This window comes from Erwinia sp. E602 (genome assembly GCF_018141005.1).
Classification (GTDB): domain Bacteria; phylum Pseudomonadota; class Gammaproteobacteria; order Enterobacterales; family Enterobacteriaceae; genus Erwinia.
In genome coordinates this window covers 4,545,819-4,566,640 of sequence record NZ_CP046582.1, presented here as the reverse complement: position 1 = coordinate 4,566,640, position 20,822 = coordinate 4,545,819, and the positions used below count along the sequence as shown (strand labels likewise).

At 60.2% G+C, this 20,822-nt stretch carries 16 protein-coding genes; 9 read left to right on the top strand and 7 right to left on the bottom strand.

The features are described 5' to 3' along the window. Positions 1-31: 31 nt before the first annotated feature. Together uvrD and corA are read left to right on the top strand one after the other, a co-directional pair. Positions 32-2,194: a DNA helicase II gene (gene uvrD / locus GKQ23_RS22510; RefSeq protein ID WP_056234781.1), complete on the top strand. Its 2,163-nt coding sequence runs from the start codon at positions 32-34 to the stop codon at positions 2,192-2,194. 293 nt (positions 2,195-2,487) lie between these two features. After that, positions 2,488-3,441, top strand: coding sequence for a magnesium/cobalt transporter CorA (gene corA, locus GKQ23_RS22505; RefSeq protein ID WP_056234783.1), 954 nt, complete (start codon positions 2,488-2,490; stop codon positions 3,439-3,441). Positions 3,442-3,568: 127 nt separating this feature from the next. Here the strand turns inward: corA and rarD are convergent, their stop codons facing one another. Together rarD and GKQ23_RS22495 are read right to left on the bottom strand one after the other, a co-directional pair. Beyond that, entirely contained in the window at positions 3,569-4,468 is a 900-nt protein-coding gene (rarD, locus tag GKQ23_RS22500; RefSeq protein WP_056234786.1) for an EamA family transporter RarD, read from the bottom strand. 63 nt (positions 4,469-4,531) lie between these two features. Then, a complete protein-coding gene (locus GKQ23_RS22495; protein ID WP_056234867.1) occupies positions 4,532-5,002 on the bottom strand; it encodes a thioesterase family protein in 471 nt (156 codons plus the stop codon). Between the two features lie 173 nt (positions 5,003-5,175). Here GKQ23_RS22495 and pldA point away from each other — a divergent pair, with 173 nt between their 5' ends. Continuing rightward, complete coding sequence (gene pldA / locus GKQ23_RS22490; protein ID WP_056234787.1) at positions 5,176-6,054, top strand: phospholipase A; 879 nt, start codon at positions 5,176-5,178, stop codon at positions 6,052-6,054. Between the two features lie 306 nt (positions 6,055-6,360). Continuing rightward, positions 6,361-8,193 carry an ATP-dependent DNA helicase RecQ gene (recQ, locus tag GKQ23_RS22485; RefSeq protein ID WP_056234790.1) on the top strand — a complete coding sequence of 611 codons (1,833 nt, stop codon included), beginning with the start codon at positions 6,361-6,363 and terminating at the stop codon, positions 8,191-8,193. 81 nt (positions 8,194-8,274) lie between these two features. On the opposite strand, the gene rhtB is transcribed toward recQ, so the two are convergent. Continuing rightward, a complete protein-coding gene (gene rhtB, locus GKQ23_RS22480) occupies positions 8,275-8,898 on the bottom strand; it encodes a homoserine/homoserine lactone efflux protein (protein WP_056234792.1) in 624 nt (207 codons plus the stop codon). Positions 8,899-9,011: 113 nt separating this feature from the next. Between rhtB and pldB the strand changes: the two genes are divergently transcribed. Together pldB and yigL are read left to right on the top strand one after the other, a co-directional pair. Beyond that, the gene (gene pldB, locus GKQ23_RS22475; RefSeq protein ID WP_212409470.1) at positions 9,012-9,989 is read left to right on the top strand and encodes a lysophospholipase L2; all 978 of its coding nucleotides are present in this window, start codon (positions 9,012-9,014) and stop codon (positions 9,987-9,989) included. A 33-nt stretch (positions 9,990-10,022) separates the two neighbouring features. Beyond that, positions 10,023-10,823, top strand: coding sequence for a sugar/pyridoxal phosphate phosphatase YigL (gene yigL / locus GKQ23_RS22470; protein ID WP_101506076.1), 801 nt, complete (start codon positions 10,023-10,025; stop codon positions 10,821-10,823). Between the two features lie 150 nt (positions 10,824-10,973). Here yigL and glpT read toward each other — a convergent pair whose 3' ends face one another. The 3 genes from glpT to metR form a co-directional block, all read right to left on the bottom strand. Next, entirely contained in the window at positions 10,974-12,326 is a 1,353-nt protein-coding gene (gene glpT / locus GKQ23_RS22465; RefSeq protein ID WP_056234797.1) for a glycerol-3-phosphate transporter, read from the bottom strand. A 450-nt stretch (positions 12,327-12,776) separates the two neighbouring features. Continuing rightward, positions 12,777-13,247 carry a DUF1456 family protein gene (locus GKQ23_RS22460; protein WP_212409469.1) on the bottom strand — a complete coding sequence of 157 codons (471 nt, stop codon included), beginning with the start codon at positions 13,245-13,247 and terminating at the stop codon, positions 12,777-12,779. A gap of 118 nt (positions 13,248-13,365) precedes the next feature. Next, entirely contained in the window at positions 13,366-14,307 is a 942-nt protein-coding gene (gene metR, locus GKQ23_RS22455; RefSeq protein ID WP_212409468.1) for an HTH-type transcriptional regulator MetR, read from the bottom strand. Positions 14,308-14,528: 221 nt separating this feature from the next. Here metR and metE point away from each other — a divergent pair, with 221 nt between their 5' ends. Beyond that, positions 14,529-16,799: a 5-methyltetrahydropteroyltriglutamate--homocysteine S-methyltransferase gene (metE, locus tag GKQ23_RS22450; protein ID WP_212409467.1), complete on the top strand. Its 2,271-nt coding sequence runs from the start codon at positions 14,529-14,531 to the stop codon at positions 16,797-16,799. A gap of 174 nt (positions 16,800-16,973) precedes the next feature. Here metE and GKQ23_RS22445 read toward each other — a convergent pair whose 3' ends face one another. After that, positions 16,974-17,810, bottom strand: coding sequence for a dienelactone hydrolase family protein (locus tag GKQ23_RS22445; protein ID WP_056234807.1), 837 nt, complete (start codon positions 17,808-17,810; stop codon positions 16,974-16,976). Positions 17,811-18,095: 285 nt separating this feature from the next. Between GKQ23_RS22445 and udp the strand changes: the two genes are divergently transcribed. Together udp and rmuC are read left to right on the top strand one after the other, a co-directional pair. After that, a complete protein-coding gene (udp, locus tag GKQ23_RS22440; RefSeq protein ID WP_056234809.1) occupies positions 18,096-18,857 on the top strand; it encodes a uridine phosphorylase in 762 nt (253 codons plus the stop codon). A 384-nt stretch (positions 18,858-19,241) separates the two neighbouring features. Further along, positions 19,242-20,762, top strand: coding sequence for a DNA recombination protein RmuC (gene rmuC, locus GKQ23_RS22435; RefSeq protein WP_212411940.1), 1,521 nt, complete (start codon positions 19,242-19,244; stop codon positions 20,760-20,762). Positions 20,763-20,822 lie beyond the last annotated feature (60 nt).

Sequence of the window (20,822 nt, the reverse complement as noted above, 5' to 3'; positions counted from 1 at the left end):
AGCGCATGCCGCTCGCGACTCAACGGTGCCTATGGACGTTTCTGACCTGCTCGACAGCCTGAATGACAAACAACGCGACGCGGTAGCCGCCCCGCGCAGTAACCTGCTGGTACTGGCCGGTGCCGGCAGCGGTAAAACCCGCGTACTGGTGCACCGCATCGCCTGGCTGCTGTCGGTTGAGAACTGCTCCCCTTACTCGGTGATGGCGGTGACCTTCACCAACAAGGCGGCGGCGGAGATGCGTCACCGTATTGAGCAGCTGATCGGCACCAGCCAGGGCGGCATGTGGATCGGCACCTTCCACGGGCTGGCGCACCGCCTGCTGCGGGCACACCATCTGGACGCCAGCCTGCCGCAGGACTTCCAGATCCTCGACAGCGAAGACCAGCTGCGCCTGCTTAAGCGGCTGATCAAAGCGATGAACCTTGATGAGAAGCAGTGGCCCGCCCGTCAGGGGATGTGGTACATCAACGGCAAAAAAGACGAAGGGCTGCGGCCGAAGCACATCGAAAGCTACGGCAATCCGGTGGAACAGACCTGGCTGCGTATCTACCAGGCCTATCAGGAAGCCTGCGATCGCGCCGGTCTGGTGGACTTTGCCGAACTGCTGCTGCGCGCCCACGAGCTGTGGCTGAACAAGCCGCATATTCTCAACCACTACCGTGAGCGCTTCAGCAATATTCTGGTGGACGAATTCCAGGATACCAACAACATCCAGTACGCGTGGATCCGCATGCTGGCCGGCGACACCGGCAAGGTGATTATCGTTGGCGACGACGACCAGTCGATCTACGGCTGGCGCGGGGCGCAGGTGGAGAACATCCAGCGCTTCCTCAACGATTTCCCGGGGGCGGAAACCATCCGTCTCGAGCAGAACTACCGCTCAACCAACAACATTCTGAAGGCCGCGAATACCCTGATCGCCAACAACAACGGCCGTCTGGGGAAAGAGCTGTGGACCGACGGCAGCGACGGCGAACCGATTGCCATCTACTGTGCCTTTAACGAACTGGACGAATCGCGCTTTGTGGTCAACCGCATCAAGGTGTGGATGGAAAACGGCGGTGCGCTCAACGACTGCGCCATTCTCTACCGCAGCAACGCCCAGTCGCGCGTGCTGGAAGAGGCGCTGCTGCAGACCAGCCTGCCGTACCGCATTTACGGCGGCATGCGCTTCTTCGAACGCCAGGAGATTAAAGACGCGCTGGCCTACCTGCGGCTGATTGCCAACCGCAATGACGATGCGGCGTTTGAACGGGTCATTAACACCCCGACGCGCGGCATCGGCGATCGTACGCTGGACGTGGTGCGCCAGACCGCCCGCGAACGCCAGCTGACGCTGTGGCAAAGCAGCCGCGCGCTGCTGCAGGAGAAGGCGCTGGCCGGGCGGGCGGCGTCGGCGCTGCAGCGCTTTACCGAGCTGGTTGACGCGCTGGCGGTAGAGACCAGCGAACTGCCGCTGCACGTACAGACCGACCGGGTAATCAAAGACTCCGGCCTGTGGTTAATGTACGAGCAGGAGAAGGGTGAGAAGGGCCAGGCGCGGGTGGAAAACCTTGAGGAGCTGGTCAACGCCACGCGGCAGTACAGCTATCAGGATGAAGACGAAGACCTGATGCCGCTGCAGGCCTTCCTCTCCCACGCCGCGCTGGAGGCCGGTGAAGGCCAGGCCGACAAGTGGCAGGACGCCGTGCAGCTGATGACGCTGCACTCGGCGAAAGGGCTGGAGTTCAGCCAGGTGTTTATCGTCGGCATGGAAGAGGGAATGTTCCCCAGCCAGATGTCGCTGGACGAAGGCGGACGGCTGGAAGAGGAGCGCCGTCTGGCGTACGTTGGCGTCACCCGCGCGATGCAAAAGCTGACCCTGACCTATGCCGAAACCCGGCGACTTTATGGTAAGGAAGTGTATCACCGGCCGTCGCGCTTTATCGGCGAACTGCCGGAAGAGTGCGTGGAGGAGGTGCGCCTGCGCGCCAGCGTCAGCCGCCCGGTTAACCATCAGCGGATGGGCACGCCGGTGACGAAAAACGACAGCGGATTCACGCTGGGCCAGCGGGTGCAGCATGCCAAATTCGGCGAGGGGACCATCGTTAATATGGAAGGCAGCGGTGAACACAGCCGGCTGCAGGTCGCCTTCCAGGGGCAGGGCATCAAATGGCTGGTCGCCGCCTACGCCAGGCTCGAACCGCTCTGAGCCGCCGGTGGGCGCCTGGCCCCGCTTGACGCCTTTTTCGTCTCAGCGTAACATGCGCCCACCATTACCCTAAGAGGACATTCGCCTTGGACACACCCAGTACATACTGGCTCAACGACCTGGATCCCAGGTACAACTCCTAAGGCTATCCTCCTTTGCCGATAGCCTTCGAGGTTGTTGGCGACCGCATTACTCCCCGTCGCTCTGAGTCAGTGTTGCTCGCTGACTGAAACGCATGTTTCCCGTGTTCAAGCGCTTTGTCCCGATTGTTACTGTGAATTGGGAGTACTGCTATGCTGAGCGCATTTAAACTGGACCAGAGCCGTCTGACCCGTCTTGAGCTGGATGAACCCGGCGAAGCGATGACCGCCTCCGTCTGGGTCGACCTGATCGAACCGGAAGAAGCCGAGCGCGATCGGGTGCAGAGCGAGCTGGGCCAGAGCCTGGCCACCCGTCCTGAACTGGAAGACATTGAGGCGTCCGCGCGCTTCTTTGAAGACGAAGATGGCCTGCATATTCACTCCTTCTTCTTTTATGAAGATGCCGACGATCACGCCGGTAACTCCACCGTGGCCTTCACCATTCGCGAAGGGCGCCTGTACACGCTGCGCGAGCGCGAACTGCCGGCGTTTCGCCTCTATCGTATGCGCGCCCGCAACCAGGTGCTTACCGACGGTAACGCCTACGAGCTGCTGCTCGATCTGTTTGAAACCAAAATTGAACAGCTGGCGGACGAGATCGAAAACATCTACAGCGACCTGGAAAAGCTCAGCCGGGTGATTATGGAAGGGCAGCAGGGTGACGAGTTTGACTCGGCGCTGTCGACGCTGGCGGAGCTGGAAGATATCGGCTGGAAGGTGCGCCTGTGCCTGATGGATACCCAGCGCGCGCTGAACTTCCTGGTGCGCAAGGCACGCCTGCCGGGCAACCAGCTGGAGCAGGCCCGCGAGATCCTGCGCGATATCGAATCCCTGCTGCCGCACAACGAATCGCTGTTCCAGAAGGTCAACTTCCTGATGCAGGCGGCGATGGGCTTTATCAACATCGAGCAGAACCGGATTATTAAAATCTTCTCGGTGGTCTCGGTGGTGTTCCTGCCGCCAACGCTGGTGGCCTCCAGCTACGGCATGAACTTTGAGTTTATGCCGGAGCTGAAGTGGAGCTTTGGTTATCCGGGTGCGATTGGCCTGATGATCCTCGCCGGTCTGGCACCGTACGCTTACTTTAAGCGTAAGAACTGGCTGTAAGGCGATGAAAGCAGCATGCCCCGCCTCACCGGCGGGGTTTTTTATTTTACGTTACCACCAGCAGTGAATTAGCGGTTTTCCCTGCTGGCGCTGCCGCAGGATCGGGCCTCGACTCTTGGGTAAATTGTCAGCCTGCGCGCGAACCTGACCGGCGCAGGTTGAACAGCGCATCGATAATAAACAGCGCCAGCGCCGCCCAGATAAAGCCAAAGGTCACCGCCTTATCCGGGGTCATCTGCTCGCCGTAGAACAGCACCGCCAGCAGGAACATCAGCGTCGGGCCGAGATACTGGAAGAAGCCGACGGTGGAGAGGCGCAGCCGCGCGCAGGCGGCGGTAAACAGCAGCAGCGGCACGGTGGTCAGCACTCCGGCCGCCACCAGCAGCAGGTTGAGCGTCAGCGGGTTATTGCCCAGATGGCTGGTGCTGCTGTCCGCAACGCCAAACAGATAGACGGCGGCGGGGATCAGCAGCCAGCAGGTCTCAATCAGCATCCCGGTCTGGGCATCGACGGCGATCTTCTTTCGCAGCAGGCCATAGAACGAGAAACTGATTGCCAGCCCGAGCGCGATCAGCGGCAGTGACCCAAAGGTGATCAGCTGCACCAGCACCCCGCAGGCCGCCAGCGCCACCGCCAGCCACTGCAGGCGGCGGAAACGTTCCGCCAGAAACACCATCCCCACCAGCACGTTCAGCAGCGGATTAATAAAGTAGCCGAGGCTGGCCTCCAGCATATGGTGGTTATTCACCGCCCAGATATACAGCAGCCAGTTACTGCAGATCAGCACCGCTGACAGGGCCAGCAGCAGCACCTTCTTTGGCTGTCTCAGCACCGCGCTGACGCTGCGCCAGTTACGGCTGACGGTCAGCAGGATCAGCATAAAGAAGAACGACCAGATCACCCGGTGGGTCATGATTTCGCCGGCGGCCACCTGCTGGATTAGTTTGAAATAGGCGGGGGCCACGCCCCAGATAAAATAGGCGCCCAGCGCGAACAGGATGCCCCGGCGCGTCTCTTGTGCATTCATTGTGCAAGTACTCAATAAGTCAGACGATGGCCGGGCCTGAACCCGGCACCGGCGTGACGTGAATTAACCCACCATATAGGTCGCGTGCGCGCTGGCGATATGCAGGCCGGCCTCGTTATGCAGTTCTACCCGGGCGACGGAGACTTTGTTACCGCCGCGCAGCAGGCTGCTGCAGGCGATGAATCGCTCACCGCGCCCCGGCCGCAGATAGTCCACCCGCAGATCGATGGTGCCCATACGCGACAGGCGCTGGCGCAGCTCCTCTTCCGGGATGCTCTCATGGCGGGTCAGGGCGCTGGTGACGCACACCAGCCCTGCCGCGACGTCGAGCACCGAGGCAATCACCCCGCCGTGCAAAATTTTCTGGGCGGCGTTGCCGACCAGCATGGTCTGATTGCTCAGGCTGAGTTCGGCATAGTCGTTATCCAGCCGATCCAGCTCCAGCCCGAGCGCCCGGTTAAACGGCATATGATAGACAAAAATTTCACCGAGCAGCCGGCGCGCGGCCGCCTGATCAAGGGGTACAGCTGACATCATGAAGGGTCCTGATACGTCGCTAAGAGGTAAACAAAAGGTTAACAGAGCGCCTAGTTTATGCCGGGCGGCCCGCGCTTTCCACTTTCGGAAAACTGCGCTGATGATGGCAGCACTTTATGTGTAAAATGGCGCTCTTTTCCTTCCCTTAATTTTTCTCCCTGGAGAACACTATGGCTCTGCTGAAAGGGTGGCTGGCAACGGCGCTCCTGTTTCCCACGTTAGTACTGGCACAGGAAGCCACCGTTAAAGAGGTCCACGACCGCCCGGACGTGCCTGGCAGCATCATTGCCAACCTGCTGGAGAAGCACGACAATCCGTTTGTGCTCTATCCGTATGAAAACAACTATCTGCTCTATACCTGGACCAGCGACATCAATAAAGACGCGATCGCGTCCTACAACTGGGCCGATAAAGCCAAGCACGATGAGGTGAAGTTCCAGCTGAGCCTGGCGTTCCCACTGTGGCGCGGTATTCTCGGTGACAACTCGGTGCTGGCTGCCTCCTATACGCAAAAATCCTTCTGGCAGCTATCTAACCGTGGTGCTTCCTCGCCGTTCCGCGAAACGGACTATGAGCCGCAGATTTTCCTCGGCTGGTCTACAGACTACAGCCTGGGCGGCTGGACGCTGCGGGATGTGGAAACCGGCTTTAACCACCAGTCTAACGGCCGTTCGGAACCGACCTCGCGCAGCTGGAACCGCGTCTATGCGCGGCTGATGGCGGAGAACGGCAACTGGCTGGTGGAGGTAAAACCCTGGTATCGCCTGCCGGAGAGCGAGAGCAATGATGATAACCCGGATATCACCAAGTACATGGGCTACTACCGTCTGACGCTGGGCTACCAGGCAGGCGACAGTATCTTCAGCGTGCGCAGCAACTACAACTGGAACAGCGGTTATGGCGGCGCTGAACTGGGCTGGAGCTACCCGATCACCCAGCACGTCCGCTTCTACACTCAGGTGTTCAGCGGCTATGGCGAATCGCTGATTGACTATAATCACAAGCAGACCCGCGTTGGCGTTGGCGTCACGCTGAACGATCTGTTCTGACCTTAACTGGCGGGCAGGGAAGCCCGGTGACAGCGGTCAGACAGGGGCGTGCTGAGCCACGGGTGAGCCCACCGGCAGCGCCTGCGGCCGTGCGCAGAGTTATCTGTCCGGCCCGCCGCCCGCTTGCACCGTTCTGCGTAACGCCTTCCGGAAAAGAGAAAAAGCTCACGATAATCCTGATCTCCCCCGGCACATCGGGTATCATCGCAGCCTGGTTGAGTCTTGCTCAGCCACCGTTTCAGGCCACATCCGATCGGGTCTTTCACGCCCGGTTGCGCTTCACACCACTTCGAATTTGGGGACAACGTGTCTACGGCAGCAGTAATCAATCAGGAAACGCTGGCGCTTCAGGTTCTGCGCGATACCTTCGGCTACCAGCAGTTTCGTCCGGGACAGCAGACTATCATTCAGGAATCGCTGAACGGGCGTGACTGTCTGGTGGTGATGCCGACCGGCGGCGGTAAGTCACTCTGTTATCAGATCCCTGCGCTGGTGCGCGAGGGCCTGACGCTGGTGGTGTCGCCGCTTATCTCGCTGATGAAAGACCAGGTCGACCAGCTGCTGGCTAACGGCGTGGCGGCGGCGTGCCTGAACTCCACGCAGACGCGGGAGCAGCAGCAGGAGGTGATGGAGGGCTGCCGCAGCGGTCGCGTGCGCCTGCTGTACATCGCCCCGGAACGCCTGATGATGGACAACTTCATTGACCGGCTGAGCCAGTGTAACCCGGCGATGCTGGCGGTGGATGAGGCGCACTGTATTTCGCAGTGGGGCCACGATTTCCGTCCGGAATATGGCGCGCTGGGCCAGTTGAGAAAACGGCTGCCGCAGGTGCCGGTGATGGCGCTGACCGCCACCGCCGATGAAACCACCCGTAACGATATCGTGCGCCTGCTGGCGCTGGAAGATCCGCTGATTCAGATCAGCAGCTTTGACCGGCCGAATATTCGTTACACGCTGGTGGAAAAGTTTAAGCCGACCGAGCAGCTGCTGCGCTACGTGCAGGATCAGGGCGGCAAGTGCGGCATCATCTACTGTAACAGCCGCGCCAAGGTGGAAGACACCGCCGCGCGTCTGCAGAGTAAGGGGCTGAGCGTAGGTGCCTATCACGCCGGCATGGATAATGCCCACCGCTCGCAGGTGCAGGAAGGTTTCCAGCGCGACGATCTGCAGATCGTCGTCGCCACCGTGGCGTTTGGTATGGGTATCAACAAGCCCAACGTGCGCTTTGTGGTGCACTTCGACATCCCGCGTAATATCGAGTCCTACTACCAGGAGACCGGCCGCGCCGGGCGCGACGGCCTGCCGGCGGAAGCGATGCTGCTGTACGATCCGGCCGATATGGCCTGGCTGCGCCGCTGTCTGGAAGAGAAAGCGCCGGGGCCGCTGCAGGACATTGAACGCCACAAGCTGAACGCGATGGGGGCCTTTGCCGAAGCGCAAACCTGCCGCCGTCTGGTGCTGCTTAACTACTTCGGTGAAGGCCGCCAGCAGGCGTGCGGTAACTGTGACGTCTGCCTCGATCCGCCGCGCCGCTACGACGGGCTGGTGGAGGCGCAAAAGGCGCTCTCCTGCATCTATCGCGTCGGCCAGCGCTTTGGTATGGGTTACGTAGTGGAGATCCTGCGCGGTGCTAACAATCAGCGCATCCGTGACTTCCAGCATGACAAGCTGCCGGTGTACGGTATCGGCCGCGAGCACAGCCACGAGCACTGGACCAGCGTGCTGCGCCAGCTGATCCACCTGGGGCTGGTGACGCAGAACATCGCCATGCACTCCGCCCTGCAGCTGACCGAAGCCGCACGGCCGGTGCTGCGCGGCGAATTGCCGCTGCAGCTGGCGGTGCCGCGCCTGCCGAGCCTTAAACCGCGTCATACCAGTCAGAAGTCCTACGGCGGTAACTACGACCGTAAGCTGTTTGCCAAACTGCGTAAGCTGCGCAAGGCGATTGCGGATGAGGAGAACGTGCCGCCGTATGTGGTCTTTAACGACGCCACGCTGATTGAAATGGCGGAACAGATGCCGCTGACCGCATCTGAGATGCTGAGCGTCAACGGCATCGGGCAGAAGAAGCTGGAGCGCTTCGGTAAGCCGTTCCTGGTGATGATTAAAGAGCACGTCGACGGCGACGATGACGAATAACGTCCCGTAACCGGGCTGTGATTAGCCGGGGTGCGGCAGGCAGTACGCCCCGACTCCCGGCTTATCGTGACAAAGCGGTTTTCAGGCCGCGCGGCGCGCGGTGGCCAGCACCGCGCCAATCGCCATAAACATGCCGCCAAAGATGCGGTTCAGCAGCTTCATCTGGCGCGGGCCTTTGATCCAGCCGGCGATGCGCGTGGCCAGGGTGGCATAGCCAATCATTACGATGATGTCCATCACCACCGTGGTGACGCCCAGTACCAGGTACTGCATCGCCTGTGGCTGATGGGCAATGATAAACTGTGGAAACAGGGCGGCGAGAAACACGATGCTCTTCGGATTGGTCAGGTTGACCAGCACCGCCCGCTGAAACAGCTTACGGCGCGGCATCGCCTGGGCTACCGCATTCAGATCAATCGCGCCGGCAGAGCGCCACTGCTGGATCCCCAGCCAGATCAGGTAGGCTGCACCGGCCCATTTCAGCACCTCAAACGCCAGCAGCGACTGGGAGAACAGCGCGCCAAGGCCGATGCCCACCAGCAGGATATGAATTGACAGGCCGACCTGCAGGCCGGAAATAGAGGCCACCGCGCCGCGATAGCCGTGGCTGATGCCGGTGCTCATGGTGTTGATGGCGCCCGATCCCGGCGACAGGCTCAGGATGCTGGTTGTTAACAGATAGGTCAGCCACCATTCGATGGTCATGGTAAAACTCCCGGAAAACGCTTATTTGTGACACAATACGTCATTGTTGAACGTTGTGCTATCGGTAACAATAGCCCGCCCCCGACAGCGGTTTATCTTCTGGAAAAGGTCTGATGGAACATCGCAAACACAGCTGGTTAACGCGTGAAGCCGCCTTCTCGGCCTTCGCGACCGGCCCTTTGCTGGATTTCTGGCAGCGGCGGGAAGAGGGCGAATTTGCCGGCGTGGCCAACGTGCCGATCCGCTACGTGCGCTTCACCGATCCGCAACATGACAAGGTTATCCTGCTGATCACCGGGCGTATCGAAAGCTACGTCAAGTACCCGGAGCTGGCCTGGGATCTGTTCCACAGCGGGTACGACGTGATCGTTATCGATCATCGTGGCCAGGGACGATCGGGCCGCCTGCTGGACGATTCCCATCTTGGTCACGTTGAGTCGTTTGCCGACTACGTTGATGACCTGGAAACGCTGTATCTGCAGGAAATCGTGCCGCGCCATTACCGCCACCGCTACGCGCTGGCGCACTCAATGGGCGGCGCGGTGCTGGCGCTGATGCTGGCGCGCCAGCCGGCGGCGTTCAACGCGGTGGCACTGGCGTCACCGATGTTTGGCATCTGCCTGCCGATGCCGCTGTGGATGGCACATCGGATCCTTAACTGGGCCGAAGCGCGCCCTGTGATGCGTAACGGCTATGCGTTAGGCACCGGTAAGTGGCATCCGCGTCCGTTTTCCATCAATCAGCTGACCCACAGCCGCGAGCGCTACCGGCGCAACCTGCGCTTTTATGCCGACGATCCGCGTCTGCGCATGGGCGGCCCGACCTATCACTGGGTGGGGGAAGCGCTGCTGGCCTGCCAGCAGATACTCAGCCAGGCACCGAAGATTGTAACGCCGCTGCTGTTGCTGCAGGCGGCCGCTGATAAAGTGGTGGAAAACCGGGCGCAGGATCTGTTCTGCCAGGCGCTGCCCGGTCCTGGCCAGCGCCCGCGGGTGATTGCCGGTGCGCGCCACGAAATCCTGTTTGAGCAAGACCGGATGCGGGCCGAAGCCCTGGAAGCCATCCTGACATTTTTTGCCGGTCATCGCTGAATGGCCGCACCTGCCAAAATAATCAGAGGTATTATGTATCGTATTGTTGCTTCAGACCTCGACGGCACGCTGCTGTCGCCGGACCACACCCTCTCGCCGTTTGCCCGCGAAACGCTGCAGTTAGTCACCCGCAAGGGCATTCACTTCGTTTTCGCTACCGGGCGTCACTATATTGACGTGGCGCAGATGCGCGACAGCCTGGGTATCGATGCCTATATGATCACCTCGAACGGCGCCCGCGTGCACAATACCGCCGGTGAACTGATCTTCAGCCACAACCTGGAAGAAGAGATCGCCCTCGAGCTGTTTGCCATTCAGCACCATAACCCGGATATCTTCACCAACGTTTATCGCGATGAAGAGTGGTTCCTTAACCGCCATCGTCCGGAAGAGATGGACTTCTTCCGCGAGTCTGACTTCAACTATCAGGTCTACGAGCAGGGCCAGCTGGCGACCGACGGTATCAGCAAGGTGTTCTTTACCTGCGCCGATCCCGAGCTGCTGATCCCGCTGGAACAGGCGCTGACTGCCCGCTGGGGCGACCGGGTTAACGTCTGCTTCTCGCTGCCGACCTGTCTGGAAGTGATGGCCGGTGGCGTCTCCAAGGGGCATGCACTGGATGCGGTATCGAAGAAGTTAGGCTGTACGCTGCAGGACTGTATCGCCTTCGGCGACGGCATGAATGATACCGAGATGCTGAGCATGTCGGGTAAGGGCTGCGTGATGCAGAATGCCGACCCGCGCCTGAAAACACTGCTGCCGGAACTGGACGTGATCGGCAGCAACGCCGAGCAGGCGGTGCCGCACACCCTGCGTGCGCTGTACGCCGTTTAAGTTTTCGCTTAACGCCGCAGGCAACAAAAGGGCTGAGCCCGCACGGTTTCGTCACCGTCAGAGCGATCTGACCGGTGACGAGCCGTGCGGTAACTCAGCCCTTTTTTAATGGCGGCGGTTTCCCGCTGCCGTTACGCTTTCAGACCCGCCTTACTGCGAACCGGCTGCCAGCGCCTGCTTATGCTTGTTCTCGCTCAGCATGGTCATTATCAGCAGGATCACCGCCAGCACGCAGCCGCCGACCATCACCGCAAAGCCGCCGTTCCAGCCGAAGTAGTCAACGGTATAACCGACGATGGCGCTGGCGGCCACCGAGCCACCCAGGTAACCGAACAGCCCGGTAAAGCCTGCGGCGGTGCCGGCCGCTTTCTTCGGTGCCAGCTCAAGCGCATGCAGGCCAATCAGCATCACCGGACCGTAGATCAGGAAGCCAATGATGGTCATACAGGCCATATCAATGCCGGGGTTGCCCGCCGGGTTCATCCAGTAAACTACGGTGGCAATGGTCACCAGCGTCATAAAGAACACGCCGGTTGCGCCACGGTTGCCTTTGAACACCTTGTCAGACATCCAGCCGCACAGCAGCGTGCCGGGAATACCGGCGTACTCGTAGAAGAAGTAGGCCCACGACGACTTATCCAGCGTAAAGTGCTTCACCTCTTTCAGGTAGGTCGGTGACCAGTCGAGGATGCCGTAGCGCAGCAGATAGACGAAGACGTTAGCCAGCGCGATATACCACAGCAGCTTGTTTGGCAGGATGTACTGCATAAAGATCTGCTTCGCGGTCAGTTCTTCCTCATGCTTTTCGTTGTAATCCGGCGGGTAGTCGTTCTTGTACTCTTCAATCGGCGGCAGGCCGCAGGACTGTGGCGTGTCACGCATCAGGGCAAAGGCGATAATCGCTACCAGGATCGCGCCGAAGGCCGGCATATACAGGGCGGCCTTCCAGTCGTTAAACCACGCCATGCCGAGCAGGAACAGCAGCGGCGGCAGGCCACCGCCGACGTTATGCGCACAGTTCCATACCGATACGATGCCGCCGCGCTCTTTCTGCGACCACCAGTGCACCATGGTACGGCCACACGGCGGCCAGCCCATCCCCTGGAACCAGCCGCACAGGAACAGCAGCACGAACATCACCATGATGCTGGAGGTTGCCCACGGCACAAAGCCCATGATCAGCATCACCACGCCGGCCAGAATCAGCCCGGCTGGCAGGAAGACGCGCGGGTTAGAGCGGTCGGAGATCGAGCCCATCAGAAATTTGGAGAAGCCGTAGGCAATCGAGATCCCGGACAGCGCGAAGCCTAAATCACCGCGGGAGAACCCCTGCTCGATCAGGTAAGGCATGGCGAGGGTGAAGTTCTTGCGCACCAGGTAATAGGCCGCATAACCGAAGAAGATCCCCATAAAGATCTGCCAGCGCAGCTTGCGGTACAGCGGATCGACGCGGCTGTCATCAACGCGAGGCTGATGCGCGGCCGGCTTGAAAATACTTAGCATGACTAACTCCCGAGGTTCGAAAAATGACAGCCGCCGGCAGGCAAACTGACGCGCACGGAAACAGGTTAAGAAAAATGTTCCATTTCGCGCATTTTGCAGCGGATGTCAGGATAAGCACGGCGAATAAGGTCGCGGATGTTACAGTTTTATGACGAAATGGCTACATCTCCATCATTAAAACGGCAGGTATTTTCGAAGTGGAACTATATTATGTGATGTTAATCACATTTATTATCCATGACGGCGGTAGTGCTTTCGTTTGGTGAGTGTTTGCTTTCCAAAAGGAATATTAAGGCGATCGCACAGGGCAGGTCGCAGATCTTCATCGCCAACAGAGAGCGTTGTGCTGAGGCGTTTTTGGATTCAGCGGCCTGACGGGCACGGCGGAGAGTGCATAAATTAACGCCAGACAGCGTTAATTTATGCAGAGAGAGGGCTGAGGAAAAATAATTATGCCTTCGCCGGGCGGACTCTTTTGGTCAGCCCTTTAAGGAAGTTACGCAGGATCTGATCGCCGCACTCACGGTAGTTTTTATGCCCAGGTTTGCGAAAGATCGCGCCAATTTCCGACTGTCCGACGGCAAAGTCGGCCGATTTCAGCAGGTCGGTGATATCGGTGGTTTTCAGGTCAAAGGCGATGCGCAGCTTCTTCAGGATGATGTTGTTGGTCATTTTGCGCTCAATCGACGGCGCGGGGGCTTCGTCGCTTTTTCCGCGACGCAGGAAAATTAAACCGTTCAGAAAGTAGCCCATGACCACGTCGGGGCAGGGACGAAAACCGGCTTCGTCCTCTTTTTTCAGGAAGCTGTGCACTTCCGCTTCGCTGACTTCGCTCTCTGCCAGCGCCAGGATGCTGACGACTTTGGCATCGTTCAAATCCAGCATATAGCGCACGCTGCGCAGGACATCGTTATTGGTCATGGACATTCTCTTCAATAAAACTGTTTCAGTGTGCGCATTATAGAGACAATCGCCCGCTTAAACAGAAAAAACCGCCAGCGTTGTGCCGGCGGCAGGGAGAGCAGAGAAACCGCGCGGGTCAGGAGCGGGCGAGGGTCGTCGGCAGCGGCGTGCCCGGACGCGAGGCATCGCGCACCCGCGGCAGGTTGTTACAGGCGTGCTGGCGCGCCGAGTGGATAAAGGCTTCCACCACCGGCTGGCGCTGTTCACCGTCACGCACGGCCGCGTACAGGCGGCTCCACAGCCCGTCGCCCAGCGCTTTGGTTACTACCAGATTTTGTTGCTCGAAACTCTCTACCACCCAGTGCGGCAGGGCGGCAATGCCCATCTGCGCCGCTACCATCTGAATCAGCAGCAGCGTGTTATCGACGTTCTTCAGCGCGGGGCTGACGCCTGCGGGCTGCAGGAAGTGCCGCCAGATATCCAGACGCTGGCGCTGTACCGGATAGATTAACAGCACCTCCTGCGCCAGATCCTCCGGTGAAATATGCGCCTTTGCGGCCAGCGGATGATCGGGTGCCAGCACCAGGCGCACTTCGAAATCGAACATCGGTGCGTAGAACAGCCCGCTGCTGGTCAGAATATCGGAGGTCAGCACGATATCCAGCTCACCCTGCTGCAGCGACGGCTGCGGGTCGAAGGTGACGCCTGATTTAAAGTCCATCATCACCTGCGGCCAGCTCTTGCGGAAATTGTTCAGCGCCGGGGTCAGCCACTGAATGCAGCTGTGGCACTCAATGGCGATGCGCAGCGCGCTCTGCTGCGGCTCATGGCAGGCCTGGAGCGCCTGCTGGATCTGCGGCAGCACCTGCTCGGCCAGCTGCAGCAGGATCTCCCCCTGGGGGGTGAAACGCAGCGGCTGGCTCTTACGCACAAACAGGCGGAAGCCGAGACGCTGTTCCAGATCGCTGAACTGGTGAGATAACGCTGACTGCGTCTGGTGCAGCTGGGCGGCGGCGGCGGCCAGCGAACCGGTATTTTGCAGTGCCTGCAGCGTTCGCAGGTGTTTAAGTTCGATCATGAGGGTCCTTCACATCGACGGTGAACATTTTGCGCTTGTGGTGAATACAGTACCTGCGGATTATAGCGGTGTAAACATCTGGACGTCCAAATGAATCTGGCCGCAACGTTAATCGGGCGATTAACTCTCCGGGCAGGGCGCGAAATCTGCGCATAACCGCAGTCAGCATGACGGCCACGCGGACGCCGAACACTGAAAACGCTACAGGTAAGGAGTTGAAGATGACGATTCAGAACCATACGCTCGGCTTTCCCCGCGTCGGCCTGCGCCGTGAACTCAAAAAGGCTCTCGAGAGCTACTGGGCTGGTAACAGCAGCCAGGCCGATCTGCTGGCCGTCGGCCGTGAACTGCGCACCCGCCACTGGCAGCAGCAAAAAGACGCCGGTGTAGACCTGCTGCCGGTAGGCGACTTCGCCTGGTACGATCACGTGCTGACCACCAGTCTGATGCTCGGTAACGTGCCGCCGCGTCACCAGAATACAGACGGCTCCGTTGACCTCGACACTCTGTTCCGCCTCGGCCGTGGTCGTGCGCCAGGCGGCGAACCCGCCGCCGCCGCCGAGATGACCAAATGGTTTAACACCAACTACCACTACATGGTGCCGGAATTTGTGCAGGGCATGCAGTTCAGGCTGAGCTGGACCCAGCTGCTGGAAGAAGTCGACGAAGCGCTGGCGCTGGGCCACCGGGTGAAGCCGGTGCTGCTCGGCCCGGTCACTTACCTGTGGCTGGGCAAAGTAAAGGGCGAGCCGTTTAACCGGCTGAGCCTGCTGCCAGACATTCTGCCGGTGTACCAGCAGCTGCTGGCCGAACTGGCCAGACGCGGTATCGAATGGGTGCAGATTGACGAGCCGTCGCTGGCGCTGGAACTGCCCGCCGAGTGGCTGAATGCCTTCAGACCGGCTTACGCTTCGCTGCAGGGGCAGATTAAGCTGCTGCTGACCACCTATTTCGACAGCATCGGTCATAACCTTGAGACCATCACCGCGCTGCCGGTACAGGGCCTGCACGTCGATCTGGTGCAGGGGAAAGACGATATCGCCTCCCTGAACGCCAGCATCCCGGCCGACTGGCTACTCTCCCTCGGCGTGATCAACGGACGTAACGTCTGGCGCGCCGATCTCAGCAGCTGGTTTGACCGCCTGCAGCCGCTGGTCGGCCGGCGTCAACAGCTGTGGATTGGCTCTTCCTGCTCGCTGCTGCACAGCCCGATCGATCTGAGCGTGGAAACCCGCCTGGATGCGGAAGTGAAAAGCTGGTTCGCCTTTGCGCTGCAGAAGTGTGCCGAGCTGTCGCTGTTAAGCAACGCGCTGAACACAAACGATGCCGCGTCACTGGAAGCCTGGAGCGCGCCGATCCGCGCCCGGCAGACCTCAACCCGCGTGCACAATGCGGCCGTAGCGCAGCGTCTGGCGGCAGTCACCGCCAAAGAGAGCCTGCGCAATAACGGCTATCCGCTGCGTGCTGAAGCCCAGCGCCGGCGCTTCCGGCTGCCGGCCTGGCCGACCACCACCATCGGCTCCTTCCCGCAGACTCCTGAAATCCGCGGCCTGCGTCTCGACTTCAGGCAGGGGCGTCTTGACGGCGGTCGTTACCGCACCGGCATCGCTGAACATATTAAGCAGGCGATCGCCGAGCAGGAACGCCTTGGCCTGGACGTGCTGGTGCACGGTGAAGCCGAGCGTAACGATATGGTGGAGTACTTCGGTGAGAACCTTGACGGCTTCGTCTTCAGCCAGAACGGCTGGGTGCAGAGCTACGGTTCACGCTGCGTGAAGCCACCGGTGATTATCGGCGACGTCAGCCGCCCGGGGGCGATCACCGTGGAGTGGACGAAATACGCGCAGTCTCTGACCGACAAGCCGGTAAAAGGCATGCTGACCGGTCCGGTGACGATCCTCTGCTGGTCATTCCTGCGGGAAGACGTCAGCCGGGAAACCATTGCGCGGCAGATCGCGCTGGCGCTGCGTGATGAGGTGGCCGATCTGGAGAAGGCCGGGATCGGCATCATCCAGATTGACGAGCCTGCGCTGCGCGAAGGGCTGCCGCTGCACCAGTCTGACTGGGCGGCGTATCTGGCGTGGGCGGTGGAGGCCTTCCGGCTGAGCGCTGCGGTGGTGCGGGACGACACGCAGATCCACACCCACATGTGTTACTGCGAGTTCAACGACATTATGCCTGCGATCGCCGCGCTGGATGCAGACGTGATCACGATTGAAACCTCACGTTCCGATATGGAACTGCTGGAGTCGTTTGAGGAGTTTGCGTATCCGAATGAGATCGGTCCGGGGGTGTACGATATTCACTCGCCGAACGTGCCGGACGTCGGGGAGATCGAAGCGCTGCTGCTGAAGGCCGCGCAACGCATCCCGCCGGAACGTCTGTGGGTGAACCCTGACTGTGGCCTGAAAACCCGCGGCTGGGCCGAAACCCGCCAGGCGCTGGCCAATATGGTACAAGCGGCACAGAACCTGCGTAATGCGAAGGCCTGATTAAAATCCATCCTGCTTCAGGCCGCAGAGGAGGTTGCCCGCGTTTATTCCCTGCGGTATTCAGGTGTGCCGGGATCCCTTCACCGGCCGCCTGTCTGCAACGCAAAGGCGGCCGGCTGGAACGGTTGACGTTAAGCTGCGCGCGCTGGGGCACAGGTTACCGTGCCCCTTTTTTTATACTTTTGGTGCCACGCCATACTGGCGGAAAAAGGCCAGCATGCGCTGCCAGCCATCCTGGGCGGATTCGGCGTGATAGCTCGGGCGATAGTCGGCGTTAAACGCGTGTCCCGCGTCCGGATAAACGATGATTTCTGCTTTGGCATTAGCCGCCCGCACCGCCTGGCGCATGGTATCGACCGTCTCCTGAGGAATACCATCATCCTGGCCGCCGTAGAGGCCGAGCACCGGGGCATTCAGATTAACGGCGATATCGACCGGATGTTTCGGCTGTTTTAAGGTTTTCTCCCCCACCAGTTTACCGTACCAGGCAACCGCGGCTTTCAGCTGCGGGTTGTGTGCGGCATACAGCCAGCTGATGCGCCCGCCCCAGCAGAACCCGGTCACGGCCATATTGCGCATATCGCCGCCGTGGCGCGCCGCCCAGTTGGCCACGTGATCAAGGTCGGCCAGCACCTGGCTGTCCGGCACTTTGCTGACCAGCTCTTTCAGCAGGGTCGGGATGTCGTCGTAATCGCTGGCGTCGCCCTGACGGAAATAGAGCTCGGGTGCCACGGCCAGATAGCCGGCCTGTGCCAGGCGGCGACAGATATCGCGGATATGTTCATGTACGCCGAAGATCTCCTGCACTACCAGGATCACCGGTAACGGCTCTTCCGCCTGGCGCGGCCGGGCAAAAAACGCCGGCATATTATCGCCCTGGGTCGGCACCGAGGTTTCGCCGCAGGTGATATCCGCGCTGTCGGTGATCAGGGTGGTGGGGGCGGTCGCACCGGCCGCCGGGGCGAAGCCCGTGGTGCTGCGATCTTGAGTCGTGTTATCGTCGGTTTTCATTGTCCTCTCCGTGCGTGCACTAAAGCCGTCAGCTAAATATAGCCAGGAATGCGCCGGGGCCGCTCACCGCGCCCTATCTCTTTAACATCAGACCCGGCTCTGCCATAGCGCGGGTTGTGACATATTCAGCCGGTTCAGTGTTTATTTGTGAATCAGATCACCTTTTATAACTCTTGAAATGTAACTTTCATTTTAAGAGTGGATGTTTATCACATAAAAGTGTGCGACTTTTACGTAGAGTAGTCTTCAGTTAACTAATCCCGCTTTCCGCGACAGGAGTTTGAAATGGCACAGTCTGACGTATTCCACCTTGGTTTAACGCAAGCCGACCTGCAGGGCGCGACGCTGGCGATTGTGCCCGGCGATCCGGAGCGGGTGAAGAAAATTGCCGCGCTGATGGATAACCCGGTGCATCTGGCCTCGCACCGCGAGTTCACCACCTGGCGTGCGGAACTCTCCGGCACGCCGGTGATCGTCTGCTCCACCGGTATCGGCGGGCCGTCCACTTCGATTGCGGTGGAAGAGCTGGCGCAGCTGGGCATCCGTACCTTCCTGCGCGTGGGCACCACCGGTGCCATCCAGCCGGGCATCAACGTCGGCGACGTGCTGGTCACTACCGGATCGGTACGTCTGGACGGTGCCAGCCTGCACTTTGCCCCGCTGGAGTTCCCGGCGGTGGCGGACTTCGCCTGTACCACCGCGCTGGTGGCGGCCGCGCAGGCGGTAGGGGCGACGACCCACATCGGTATCACCGCGTCATCAGACACCTTCTATCCCGGTCAGGAGCGTTATGACACCTACTCCGGACGCGTGGTCAGCCGGTTCCAGGGCTCAATGCAGGAGTGGCAGCAGATGGGCGTACTGAACTATGAGATGGAGTCGGCGACGTTGCTGACCATGTGCGCCAGCCAGGGACTGCGTGCGGGAATGGTCGCCGGAGTGATCGTTAACCGTACCCAGCAGGAGATCCCGGATGCGGAAACCATGAAGAAAACCGAGAGTGATGCGGTGAAAATCGTGGTGGAAGCAGCGCGTCGCCTGATCTGACCCGCCTGACAACGGGCCACGTGTAATCAGGTGGCCCGCTGACGATGAACAACGTGATCTACCTGCCGCCTGCCGCCTGCCGCCTGCCGCCTGCCGCCTGCCACCTGCCACCTGCTACCTGCTACCTGTGACCCTGTGACCCTGTGACATGTGACTTCTGTCTGCTGCCCTTGTGTCTTTTGTTATTCATTCTCCGCTTTGTCCTGTGTCCGCTGCCGATAAGGCCTCTGACGTCATCACGCTTCTTGCGGCCTGGTATCCATTTTACCTTGCTACTTCCTATGCCCACCGGCATGCATGGCTTTTTGTCTGGACATTCATACAGTAGATCACTATTTTTTCAGCTGTTGGGTTATCAGCAGGAGAATCAGAGTGGACGAATTGATGGTCATTGGCGTCTGTAGCGGCCTCGCCGGAGCGCTGGCCGGCTGGCTGATCGCTCAGCTGCGCGGCCAGCGGCAGCTGGCACAAGGGGAAACGGAACGCCAGCTGCTGGTACAGGCCGCTGAGCAGTCGCAGGCGGAACGTCTGCGACTGCAACAGCAGCTGGAGGGGCAACTGCAACAGCAGAAAGCCAGCGAGCAGGAGCTGCGCCAGCTGCACGGCGGGATGGCCGCCGCCGGTGAGAAGCTGCAGCAGCTCGACCACTGGCGCGCGGAAGCGGAGCAACTGACGCGTGAGCTGCGCAACCAGCTGGAGATCAATGCGGCCCAGGAGGCAGAGCTTCGCGAAGTGACCATCCGCCTGGAAGAGACGCGAATGGCGACAGAAGAGAAACAGCGGCTGCTGGTAAACAGCGAGACGCGGCTGAACGCGCAGTTCGAGAATCTTGCCAACCGTATTTTTGAAAACAGCGGCCGCCGGGTGGATGAACAGAACCGGCAGAGCCTGCACGGCCTGATTACGCCGCTGCGCGAGCAGCTGGAAGGGTTCCGCCGCCAGGTGCAGGAGGGCTTCGGCCAGGAAGCGCGGGAGCGGCATACGCTGGCCCATGAGATCCGCAACCTGCAGCAGCTTAACGCGCAGATGGCGCAGGAAGCTATCAACCTGACCAAAGCCCTGAAAGGCGACAACAAAACGCAGGGTAACTGGGGGGAGGTGGTGCTCAGCCGGGTGCTGGAAGCCTCCGGCCTGCGTGAAGGTCACGAGTATGAGACTCAGGTCACCGTCCAGCTGGAGCAGAACGGCCGCATGCAGCCGGACGTGATTGTCCGTCTGCCGCAGGGCAAGGACGTGGTGATTGACGCCAAGATGACGCTGGTAGCCTACGAGCGCTATTTCAACGGTGAGGATCAGGCGGAACGGGAGCTGGCGATCGCCGAGCATATCGCGGCGATCCGCAACCACCTGCGTCTGCTCAGCCGCAAGGACTATCAGCAGCTGCCGGGCCTGCGTTCGCTGGACTACGTGCTGATGTTTATTCCTGTCGAGCCGGCGTTTCTGCTGGCGATTGACCGCCAGCCGGAGCTGATTAACGAAGCGCTGAACCAGAATATTATGCTGGTCAGCCCGACCACCCTGCTGGTGGCGCTGCGCACCATCAATAATCTGTGGCGTTATGAACACCAGAGCCGTCATGCCCAGCGCATTGCCGATCGCGCCGCGCGGCTTTATGACAAAATGCGGCTGTTTGTTGATGATATGAGCAGCATCGGGCAGAACCTCGATAAGGCGCAGGACAGCTACCGCCAGGCAATGAAGAAGCTGGCGGAAGGTCGCGGTAATCTGATCGCCCAGACCGAGGGGTTTCGCCAGATGGGGGTGGAGATCAAACGGCCGATCAACCCGAGGCTGGTGGAACAGGCGCAGCCGGACGACGACGAGGCCGGGCAGGACGACGGCTGGGACGATGCGCCGGATGAGGCTGCGGCAAGCCAGTCGCCCCCTCAGCGCATTAATGAATAAGCGTGCGGCAAGTGCCTGGCCTGCCTGACTCTGGTACACTTGGCCGATATTTGATGGCAG

Bases quoted from the DNA above. Each gene is read 5' to 3' on its own strand.
- rhtB (WP_056234792.1), bottom strand. From the start codon at position 8,898: ATGACCATCGAATGGTGGCTGACCTATCTGTTAACAACCAGCATCCTG.
- glpT (WP_056234797.1), bottom strand. From the start codon at position 12,326: ATGCTAAGTATTTTCAAGCCGGCCGCGCATCAGCCTCGCGTTGATGAC.
- GKQ23_RS22495 (WP_056234867.1), bottom strand. From the start codon at position 5,002: ATGTCAGCTGTACCCCTTGATCAGGCGGCCGCGCGCCGGCTGCTCGGT.
- yigL (WP_101506076.1), top strand. From the start codon at position 10,023: ATGTATCGTATTGTTGCTTCAGACCTCGACGGCACGCTGCTGTCGCCG.
- GKQ23_RS22460 (WP_212409469.1), bottom strand. From the start codon at position 13,247: ATGACCAATAACGATGTCCTGCGCAGCGTGCGCTATATGCTGGATTTG.
- udp (WP_056234809.1), top strand. From the start codon at position 18,096: ATGGCACAGTCTGACGTATTCCACCTTGGTTTAACGCAAGCCGACCTG.
- corA (WP_056234783.1), top strand. From the start codon at position 2,488: ATGCTGAGCGCATTTAAACTGGACCAGAGCCGTCTGACCCGTCTTGAG.
- rmuC (WP_212411940.1), top strand. From the start codon at position 19,242: ATGGTCATTGGCGTCTGTAGCGGCCTCGCCGGAGCGCTGGCCGGCTGG.
- metR (WP_212409468.1), bottom strand. From the start codon at position 14,307: ATGATCGAACTTAAACACCTGCGAACGCTGCAGGCACTGCAAAATACC.
- rarD (WP_056234786.1), bottom strand. From the start codon at position 4,468: ATGAATGCACAAGAGACGCGCCGGGGCATCCTGTTCGCGCTGGGCGCC.
- GKQ23_RS22445 (WP_056234807.1), bottom strand. From the start codon at position 17,810: ATGAAAACCGACGATAACACGACTCAAGATCGCAGCACCACGGGCTTC.
- pldA (WP_056234787.1), top strand. From the start codon at position 5,176: ATGGCTCTGCTGAAAGGGTGGCTGGCAACGGCGCTCCTGTTTCCCACG.
- metE (WP_212409467.1), top strand. From the start codon at position 14,529: ATGACGATTCAGAACCATACGCTCGGCTTTCCCCGCGTCGGCCTGCGC.
- pldB (WP_212409470.1), top strand. From the start codon at position 9,012: ATGGAACATCGCAAACACAGCTGGTTAACGCGTGAAGCCGCCTTCTCG.
- uvrD (WP_056234781.1), top strand. From the start codon at position 32: ATGGACGTTTCTGACCTGCTCGACAGCCTGAATGACAAACAACGCGAC.